This window comes from Pseudoalteromonas sp. UBA2102 (genome assembly GCF_002331165.1).
GTDB lineage: Bacteria > Pseudomonadota > Gammaproteobacteria > Enterobacterales > Alteromonadaceae > Pseudoalteromonas > Pseudoalteromonas atlantica.
Window position 1 is genome coordinate 1 of record NZ_DCYU01000137.1, and the last position, 9,565, is coordinate 9,565.

Consider the following 9,565-nt stretch of genomic DNA (forward strand, 5'->3'; position numbering starts at 1 on the left):
TTGCCAATACAAGGCTTTCCTTCGTTAGTATTAATAACTGATAATAAAGCCATTGCAATTAAAATAAATTACACCGATCACCAGCAAACACTAAACACAATTAACGCTTTATTAGCTTAACAACTAGCCAAAATGCGTGTATTTGCTGCTTTAATACACGCTTTGCATATAAACACTTCGATATAAGACGCAAATGTTACAGCTGTAACAAAATAGACTTTTTTGCGCAACATGCCTGTCATTATTCATCTATACAATTTCACTCATTGAAAATCTTTAGCCTAAAACAAGTCAGTTTAGGCTAAAACAACAAACTAGCAAATCCGCTAATTAACGAGTAAAGGTGTATGCGATGAAAGGCGTTAAACCATTGATCTTAGCTGGTATTGTAGCAGCAAGTGCTGCAGTACATGCCAATGATTTAGAAAAGGTTATCGATAAAAGCAGTGAAATAAATAAATCAGCTGCGCAATCACAAACAAAAATAGACAAGATTGCTGATTCAATGCAAGGACGTCTTCAACAGTTTAAAACCCTTAATAAAGAAATTGATGGTTTAACTGTTTATAACGCGCAATTAACTAAACAGTTAAATAACCAAATTGAAGAAATGGAGTCACTTAACCTTTCAATGGATCAGGTCTCTATTATTGAGCGTCAGATCACACCACTAATGCTGCGCATGATTGAAGGGCTTGAGCAATTTGTAGCACTTGATGTGCCATTTTTGCAAGAAGAGCGCACTAAGCGTATTAGCTCTTTAAACGCCATGATGGACCGTGCAGATATTAACTCAAGCGAAAAATTCCGCCGCGTATTAGAAGCATACCAAGTAGAAGTTGATTACGGTCGCACTATTGAAGCCTACACCTCACTGTTAACGGTAGACGGTAAAGAGCGTGAAGTAGACTTTTTACGCATTGGCCGCTTAGAGCTTATTTATTTAACACGTGATGGTAAGCAAGCTGGTAGCTGGGATGAAGAAACAAAATCGTTTGTTACTTTACCAGACTCAACAATTAGCCAAATCAACAAAGGTTTACGTATCGCACGTAAGCAACTTGCCCCAGATATGTTAACTCTGCCAGTACACGCAGCAGAATAAGAGGTTGAAGATGAAACTGTTTACTCAAATGACAAAAATGGCCCTTTTTGCTGCAAGCCTAAGCTTTGCAGGCGCAAGTGTGGCAGCTGAGCCTATGGACTTAGACTCACTATTAAAAACACTTGAAGAAGGAAAATCGGCTCAAAGCGCGCAAAACAAGCAACGCGAACAAGAATTTATGGCGCGCCAAAACGAACAAGTGCAAATGCTTAACAACACACAAGCAAAACGTAATCAAATGCTTGCTGAGTCTGAGCGCTTAGAAACACAGTTTGAAGAAAACGAAATCAAACTTGCTAACTTAACAGATACACTGTCTAAACGAATGGGTTCTTTAAAAGAGCTATTTGGTGTGCTTCAGCAAGTTGCTGGTGATTCTAGCAATAAGTTCGCTACCTCTGTGGTATCAGCTGAAATTGCGGGTCGTAGCACATTTATGGATGAGCTAGCACAAAAAATGGGTTCTACTTCAAAGCTTGCCTCTATCGAAGATATTGAAAAAGTATGGTTTGAGCTACAACGCGAAATGACAGAGCAAGGTAAAGTAAGCCGCTTTACTACCGATGTAATTGTACAAGGTGGTGAAAAAGCACAACAAGAAGTGGTACGTGTAGGTGCTTTTAACTTAATCTCTAACGGTAAATACCTAGAATTTAACCCAGTAACAAATACCTTAAGCGAGTTAAATCGCCAGCCTGTAGCACGTTTTACTGCAACTGCAGAAGAGTTACAAAATGCAAAAAATGGTATTGTGCAGTTTGCACTTGACCCAACGGGTGGCTCAATTTTAGGTTTATTAGTGCAAGCACCAGATACCGAAGAGCGCGTACACCAAGGTGGCACAGTCGGTTACGTTATTTTAGGTGTAGGTGTTATTGCTTTACTTATCTCACTTGAACGTTTTTTCTCATTACTGATTATGGGCGGTAAAATTCGTCGTCAACTTAAAGATGATGTAGCACGCGATGACAACCCACTTGGCCGCGTAATGAAAGTAAAAGATCAGTTCCCTGATGTTGCCCACGACACATTAGAGCTTAAATTAAGCGAAGCTATTTTACGTGAAATGCCAAAAGTAACGCGTAATTTAACGCTTATTAAAATCATCTCGGTGGTGGCGCCGCTGCTAGGTTTACTAGGTACAGTAACCGGTATGATCAACACCTTCCAAGCAATCACATTATTTGGTACAGGTGACCCTAAACTAATGGCTGGTGGTATTTCGCAAGCATTGGTAACAACGGTGCTAGGCTTAGTTGTGGCAATTCCTACGGTATTTTTATACACCCTACTTAATACACGCGCTAAAAATATTTTGCTTACTATTCAAGAGCAAAGCGCAGGTATTATCGCACAGCGAAGCGAGAAGGGAGCATAAACCATGGTGCTATTGATTGACTCAATCAATGCTATCCGTGATTTTCTCGACACTGGTGGCCAAGTCCTCTTGGTCATCGGGGTGTTAATCTTCGCGATGTGGTTATTGATACTCGAGCGATTTATTTATTTTTTCAAAGGTTTTCGTAGTTACAAGCAAAACGTAAAAGCGCAGTGGAAAAACCGTGCAGAGCGCAATAGCTGGAATGCTGAGCAAATACGCCAGGCGATGATTTCACGTGCTTCAATGCGTTTAGACACCAACTTAGCACTGATAAATGTAATGGTTGCATTGTGTCCGCTACTTGGCCTGTTAGGCACAGTAACGGGAATGATTGAAGTATTTGATGTAATGGCAATTACCGGTACGGGTAGTGCGCGCTCTATGGCATCAGGTGTTTCTAAAGCAACTATTCCAACCATGGCAGGTATGGTTGGCGCACTTTCGGGTGTATTTGCCTCTACGTTTTTACAGCGCAGAGCCAAGCGCGAAGTTGAACTACTTGAAGACAGCATGGTTTTAGACCATTAAGTAACATTTTGATAAGCGGCTTATAGAGTCGCTCATCCTAGGAGAATAAAAATGAGAGCCCCGTTAGGAAACCTATTACAAGAAGACGAAGCTGAAGAAATTAACATGACCCCAATGTTAGACGTTGTATTTATCATGCTTATTTTCTTCATCGTTACCGCCTCGTTTGTTAAAGAAGCCGGTATTGATGTAAACCGCCCAGAAGCCGCAACAGCGGTTAAAAAAGAACGCGCTAATATTTTAGTGGCTATTTCTGATACAGGCGAGATTTGGATTAATAAACGTCAAATCGATGTACGTGCAGTGCAAGCCAATATCGAACGCTTAAAAGCAGAAAATCCACAAGGGAGCGTGGTTATTCAAGCTGATAAAAAAGCCACCACTGATATGTTAATCAAAGTAATGGATGCGTCGCGTGCTGCAGGTGCGTTTGATGTTTCAATTGCTGCACAAGATGCGTCTTAAGGGTTAGCCATGTTGCGATATTTAGTAGCATTAATAGTAGCGGGTGTAGTGACCTTTATGCTTTTTTTAGGCATGCAGGCACTGATCACCGGTGGTGAAGGTGCCATGTCGGAGCCAGTAAAAGGAAACGTTTTAGACTTTGTACGTTTGAAAAAAGAAGAAACGGTACAAAAGAAAGAGCGTAAACCGCAAAAGCCACCTACACCAAAAGAGCCACCACCGCCTATGGAGTCGCCGCAAATGCAAAATAATGATGCAAACGCGGCCAGCAATAATTTTGATTTTGGCGCGGATGTAGGCAGCGATGTTGACCTAGCGGGTGGCTTAGCGCTTGAAACAAGTGATGGTGAATACCTACCTATTGTAAAAGTAGCCCCAGTGTATCCGCGTCGTGCTTTGTCGCGTGGTATTGAAGGCTATGTAATTGTTGAATTTACAGTAACTAAGCAAGGTACTGTACGTGACCCGCAAGTAGTAAAAGCGGTTCCTGAGTCACTGTTTGATAGAGCAGCGATGGATGCCGCACTTAAATTTAAATATAAACCGCGCGTAGTCAATGGTGAAGCCGTTGAAGTAGCGGGTGTTCAAAACAAAATATCTTTCCAAATTAATGGTTAACTTATCTTAATTGGATGAAATAGCGAGGCGATTATGAAATTACTACCTACAGCTAAAAATTTAAAACTGGCATTATTTTGCACTGCCGCGATCAGTGCAAGTATTGTTGTGCCAAGTACGCTAAGCCTTGTGCCGGGGCTAAACGTAGCAACTGCCCATGCAGAGCAAGAACAAAAAACAAAGCGTGTACCTGCACTGCGCGAAAAGGTTTATAGCCAGCTTGCTCGTGCGCAAAAGCTCGCTGATGATGGCGATGTAAAAGCCGGCCTTGAAGCACTTGATAGCATTCAAGAGCGAGCTTCAAGTATGAACTCGTACGAAATTGCCATGATGCATAACTTTTATGGCTTTATTTATTACAACGAAAATGATTTACCAAAAGCCATTGCCTCGTTTGAAAAAGTGGTAGCCGAGGAGGCTATTCCTGAATCATTACGTTTAAGCACCACGTTTAGCCTAGCGCAGCTTGCAATGGCCAACGGCGAGTATAAAAAAGTTATCGCGTTTTTAGATAAGTGGGATGAAATAAATACCAAACCTATTACAGAAGGGTATTACTTACTTAGAGCGCAAACTTACTACCAGTTAAAAGAATACCCAAAGGGGCTTGAGTATATCAATCAAGTTATTGCTCTTAGCGACAGCGAAGGCAAAACGCCTAAAGAAAACTGGCTGGTACTTCAGCGCGCTATGTATTACTCACTTAATCAAACAGATAAAGTAGTGGCAGTGCTTGAGCGCATGGTCAAACTTTACAATAAACCAGAGTATTGGGTTCAGCTAGCTGGTATGTACGGAGAAACCGGCAAAGAAAAAGAGCAACTAGCCGTAATCGAAGCGGCGTATCAACAAGGCTTTTTAAAAACCAAGTCTGATTTACGACAGTTATCGCAAACTTACCTTTATAACGGCCTGGCATACAAAGCAGCTAAAACAATGAGTGATGCGATAGAAAAAGGCATTGTAGAAAAATCAGCGAAAAACTATGCCTTTATTGCAGAGGCCATGATCCAAGCTAAAGAAGATGAAAAATCGATTAGCTACTTTGCAAAAGCGGCTGACCTATCAGAGCATGGTAAGTACGATCAACGCCTAGCAGAAGTGTTTGTTAACACTGAGCAATACGAAGAAGCGGCTGATGCTGCGCGTAAGGCGCTTGATAAAGGCGGCCTTGATTTTGAATCAAACGCTTACGTTGCGCTAGGTATGGCACAGTACAATATGCAAAATTTTGATGCGTCTATTTTAGCGTTTGAACAAGCCCAAAAGCATGATAAATCACAGCGTTTAGCAAAGCAGTGGATTAAATATGTTAAGCGTGAAAAAGTGCATGCGCAAACACTTAAAGCCGCGTTACTTTAACTTTATACCCTAACGCTATTTTACAAATAATAAAGCGTTTACCTATTTCATAATCGCAACACCAAAACCGCCTTAGGGCGGTTTTTTTCGTTGTTAAAATATTTAAGTTGTTGAATTTAAATTAATTACTATTGTCATCTTATGGTTACTAAACTGTAACTGGTTTGTCATATCTCTACAGTATCTTATTTGCATCCGATAACTCAGGTCACCTTAATGCATGAGTATCGTGCCTTAAAGTGACTTAAGTTTTTACTTAATGCACTAACAAAATAATTAAATACTTTAACGGAGTGAACAATGAAATTATCTGATTTATTTAAGGTCAGCCTAGTAGCAACTGCAATGACACTAGCTGGCTGTGGCGGCGATATCGAAATTACACCTACTGTAAACGATAACAGCTCGTCAACAGATAACAGTGTTAATAATTCAAACAATACAACTGGTTCAACAACTGAAGAAGAAGCTGTTTGTGCAAGCTACGAATCAGATGCAGGTACGGTAACAGGCGTAGTAAGTGGCATTGATTGTTTATACAACGACTCGTTTGCAAGCAAAACAATTTCTATCACAAGCAACATTACTTTCGCTGAGCTACCTGATGGCGGTGTTCACGTTTTTGAAGATGCATTACAAATTGGCGAAGATGGCAGCACTGTAGATGGCTTTGAAGTACCAGCAAATGGTCCAACAATGACCGTTGAACCAGGTGCCGTTTTAGCATTTGGCTCAGGTGAAGCAATTGTACGTATTGCACGTGGTGCAAAAATTCAAGCGGTAGGTACTGAAGAAAAGCCGGTTGTATTTACTTCGGCAAACGCGTTTGACCGTTTTGATACAGCTGGCGAAGGCGCACGCTACGCAGATTGGGGCGGTATCATCATTAATGGTAACGGCATTACTGACCAATGTACTGATGCAGAGCGTGACGGTGGTACGTGTAACGTAGCCTCTGAAGGTATTACAAGTTACTTTGGTGGTAACGATAATGCAGACTCTAGCGGTAATATTAAATGGGCTAAAATTTGGTACGCAGGTTCAGGCCCTCGCGTTGGTGGTGAAGGCGATGATTTGAATTCACTAACACTAAATGCAGTTGGCTCTGGTTCTGAGTTTGATTACCTACACATTCACCAAGGTTTTGATGACGGTATTGAAATTTTTGGTGGTGCTACAACGCTTAAACACGTGGCGGTAACAGATACACAAGATGATTCGTTTGACTTTGACGCAGGTTGGCAAGGTAAAGCTCAGTACTTATTTATTCAACACGGTACTGTGACACTAAATGACGGCACTGTAGTTAACATGGGTAACAATGGCTTTGAGTCTGATGGTGTTAAAGGTTCTTCTACCGAGCAAGTGTCTCCATCTAACCCAACGGTTGCCAATGTAACGGTTGTAACTACAGATGGTAACTCGGTACGTGATGACGACCCTTCACAAGCTTACAAGTTTGATGACCAATTTAATTCAAGCATTTACAACACAGTTATCGTTAAGCAAAACGCAACTAACACGCAATGTATTGAGTTCTCAGGCGACGGTGAAGCACAAGCAGATAAAATCTCATTCACAAGCTCTGTAATGGCGTGTTCTGCAAACTTTACAGATACAGATACGTTTGCAAGCGGCCCATTAGAAGGTCAAACAAAAACAGCGTGGTTTGAAAATGACGGTGCTAACCAAATCTTAACTGATGATGTTGCCGTACTTGCAGATAACGGTTTTGCAACGAACACAGCAGCTGCAGAAGTAACTGTTACTGCAACAGACTTAAGCACAAGCGATTCATTTTTTGAAAGCGTAAACTACATTGGTGCGGTATCGGATCAGGATACAGACTCTAGCTGGTATAAATGGGTTGAAGCGGCTGTTACAGCAGCAAATGCTGACTAAATAGCACACCATTATAACCTCTGATTAAAGGCGCCTTGTGGCTTGTTATTTAAGCGTCAGGCGCCTCTTTTGTATAACCTGATTAGGATTATCTCATGTCTAAAAAGCATAGACTCAATCAAATTACCTGGGCAATTGGTTTAGGTTTAGTCGCTCATTCGACTAGCTTAATTGCTGCACAAGCCGATGAACAGTTAACAAACGAACAAGAAATAGAAGAAGTTGTTGCTGTAGGTACGCGTTTACAAGGGAGCGCTGCGGCAGTTGTAGAAGAACGTAAAAACCAAGCCTTTGTTGCCGATATTTTAGGCTCTGAACAATTATCACGCACGGGCGACAGCGATGCAGCATCTGCGCTTCGTCGAGTGACAGGCCTAACGCTTGTTGATGGTAAGTTTATTTACGTTAGGGGCCTTGGTGAGCGTTACTCTAGTGCGCGTTTAAATGGCGCTTACATCCCAAGCCCAGATTTAACCCGTAACGTTATTCCGCTGGATATTTTCCCTGCAAGTATTATTGAAAGTATGGCTGTTCAAAAAGCTTACTCTCCAGACATGCCAGCAGCGTTTGGTGGCGGTAATATAGATATTAGAACTAAAACCGCACCGAATGAATTTACAGCAGGCATAGAAGTGGGTGCAGGTTACGATACGGCATCAAGTGATGGCTTTACCTACAATCGTAACGAAAATGGCATTCCAAGTGAGTTATCACAGGCTATTTCAACATACCGTGGTGATTTTAGTATTGGCAATATTGTTAGTAGTGAAGGCTTTGAAGATGGCGATTTAACGCGTGCAGAACAAGCAACCGCTGTTAATAACGCACTTTTAAAGTCGCTTCCTCGCGATTATGAGTTAAAAGAAGAGTCGTTAGACCCGCGTTATAATATTAAAGCCCATTATGGTGATAGCTTTGAAGAGAGCTATTTTGGCGGCAAGGTTGGGTTTTTACTGGCAGGTGCTTACAAAAACGAATGGGATTTTGAAGAACGCTTTAGCTCAGTTATCACCCAAGATTTAGAAAACGAAGAAGGCAATGTTGATTGTACAACGTCGTTAGCGACCAGTGAAGATGTGAGTAACTCGTGTTACAACACAGTCAAAAATTCGCAAGTGACAACTGAAACCGAAAGTTATAACGGTTCATTAAGTTTGTCATACCGTTTAGGTACGCACAGTATTTCTGCTCAACAGCTTTACATTATTGATAATGAAGATGAGTCTGAAATTGCTATTTCGCAAAGCCCTGCGGGTAGTTCTACGTTTAGTATTGCGGGTGATGGGATTGCAAACCGTAATCATGAGTTTAATTACGAAGAACGCCAATTAAACATTACTCAAGTTATGGGCCAACATACCTTTTTAGATTATTTTGGTATTGGTGCCGATTGGCAGTACACCGAAGCTAAAGCAACGACTGATATACCTACCAGTGCCGATTTTGAATTTCGTGACACTTATAATAGTGATGGCAGCTATGCCGGCTCAACTATTACAGGGGATGATAACCGTGTAATTATGTCATACACCAATATGGAAGAGCGTGTTAAATCGTACGGTGGTAACTTAACGCTGCCGCTTAGCTTTGAGTCTATGGAAGTTGAGTTTAAAGTGGGTTACGATTTTTCTGACAGAGCTCGAATATTTAATACCTCAAGCTTTGCTATAAACAACAGTGGCGGCTCAGGTATTTCAATAAACGACGGTAGCAATGATGCGCTTAATAATAGTGGTTTTTTAACTGACGACTTTATTGATAATAACGCTGTGTTAGTTGACTTTAATGAGCCAACAGCCCCTGATGCCGATGATTACATTGCTGCGCAAAAGGTGGATGCAGGTTATGCGTCTTTCGATGTGTTTTATGATCAATGGATAAGAATAAGCGGTGGTATTCGTTATGAAGAATTTAAACAATCTTCTATCGGTACATCGAGCCTTATTTTTGATGAAGACGATTTAAATACCTTTTACGATCCAGATAAAATTCAAGCAGGCTCTGTTATTACCGATGATTGGTACCCGGCACTGTCTGTTACCTATGTAGGTGGCGATGATTACCAGGTGCGCTTAGGTTATGGTGAAACAGTAGTACGCCCTGATTTTCGTGAAGTAGTGCCTGTTACATATTACGACCCTTTGACCGACATTAGAACCTTTGGTCGTACGGGGATTAAAAGTAGCCCAATTAAAAACTACGAC

The 9,565-nt window shown here is 41.3% G+C and carries 8 protein-coding genes and 1 pseudogene; all 9 read left to right on the forward strand.

Annotation, left to right across the window (positions count from 1 at the left end; all coding sequences use genetic code 11):
- Nucleotides 1-120 (forward strand): annotated as a pseudogene (locus B2R65_RS17570) (DsbA family protein); the annotation flags it as partial.
- A gap of 232 nt (nt 121-352) precedes the next feature.
- Entirely contained in the window at nt 353-1,105 is a 753-nt protein-coding gene (locus B2R65_RS17575; RefSeq protein ID WP_004586345.1) for a DUF3450 domain-containing protein, read from the forward strand.
- Between the two features lie 10 nt (nt 1,106-1,115).
- The gene (locus tag B2R65_RS17580; RefSeq protein ID WP_024031703.1) at nt 1,116-2,483 is read left to right on the forward strand and encodes a MotA/TolQ/ExbB proton channel family protein; all 1,368 of its coding nucleotides are present in this window, start codon (nt 1,116-1,118) and stop codon (nt 2,481-2,483) included.
- 3 nt (nt 2,484-2,486) lie between these two features.
- On the forward strand, nt 2,487-3,014 hold the full coding sequence (locus tag B2R65_RS17585) for a MotA/TolQ/ExbB proton channel family protein (protein WP_029772985.1): 528 nt from the start codon (nt 2,487-2,489) through the stop codon (nt 3,012-3,014).
- Nucleotides 3,015-3,065: 51 nt separating this feature from the next.
- Entirely contained in the window at nt 3,066-3,479 is a 414-nt protein-coding gene (locus B2R65_RS17590; protein ID WP_004586342.1) for an ExbD/TolR family protein, read from the forward strand.
- A 12-nt stretch (nt 3,480-3,491) separates the two neighbouring features.
- Nucleotides 3,492-4,097: an energy transducer TonB gene (locus B2R65_RS17595; RefSeq protein ID WP_029772986.1), complete on the forward strand. Its 606-nt coding sequence runs from the start codon at nt 3,492-3,494 to the stop codon at nt 4,095-4,097.
- 33 nt (nt 4,098-4,130) lie between these two features.
- On the forward strand, nt 4,131-5,459 hold the full coding sequence (locus tag B2R65_RS17600) for a CDC27 family protein (RefSeq protein WP_029772987.1): 1,329 nt from the start codon (nt 4,131-4,133) through the stop codon (nt 5,457-5,459).
- Nucleotides 5,460-5,759: 300 nt separating this feature from the next.
- Nucleotides 5,760-7,361, forward strand: a complete 1,602-nt coding sequence (locus B2R65_RS17605) for a hypothetical protein (RefSeq protein ID WP_004586339.1) — start codon at nt 5,760-5,762, stop codon at nt 7,359-7,361.
- 95 nt (nt 7,362-7,456) lie between these two features.
- A partial coding sequence (locus tag B2R65_RS17610) for a TonB-dependent receptor plug domain-containing protein (RefSeq protein ID WP_286744800.1) occupies nt 7,457-9,565 on the forward strand: 2,109 nt, incomplete at its 3' end.

Bases quoted from the DNA above. Each gene is read 5' to 3' on its own strand.
- B2R65_RS17580 (WP_024031703.1), top strand. From the start codon at position 1,116: ATGAAACTGTTTACTCAAATGACAAAAATGGCCCTTTTTGCTGCAAGC.
- B2R65_RS17605 (WP_004586339.1), top strand. From the start codon at position 5,760: ATGAAATTATCTGATTTATTTAAGGTCAGCCTAGTAGCAACTGCAATG.
- B2R65_RS17590 (WP_004586342.1), top strand. From the start codon at position 3,066: ATGAGAGCCCCGTTAGGAAACCTATTACAAGAAGACGAAGCTGAAGAA.
- B2R65_RS17600 (WP_029772987.1), top strand. From the start codon at position 4,131: ATGAAATTACTACCTACAGCTAAAAATTTAAAACTGGCATTATTTTGC.
- B2R65_RS17575 (WP_004586345.1), top strand. From the start codon at position 353: ATGAAAGGCGTTAAACCATTGATCTTAGCTGGTATTGTAGCAGCAAGT.
- B2R65_RS17585 (WP_029772985.1), top strand. From the start codon at position 2,487: ATGGTGCTATTGATTGACTCAATCAATGCTATCCGTGATTTTCTCGAC.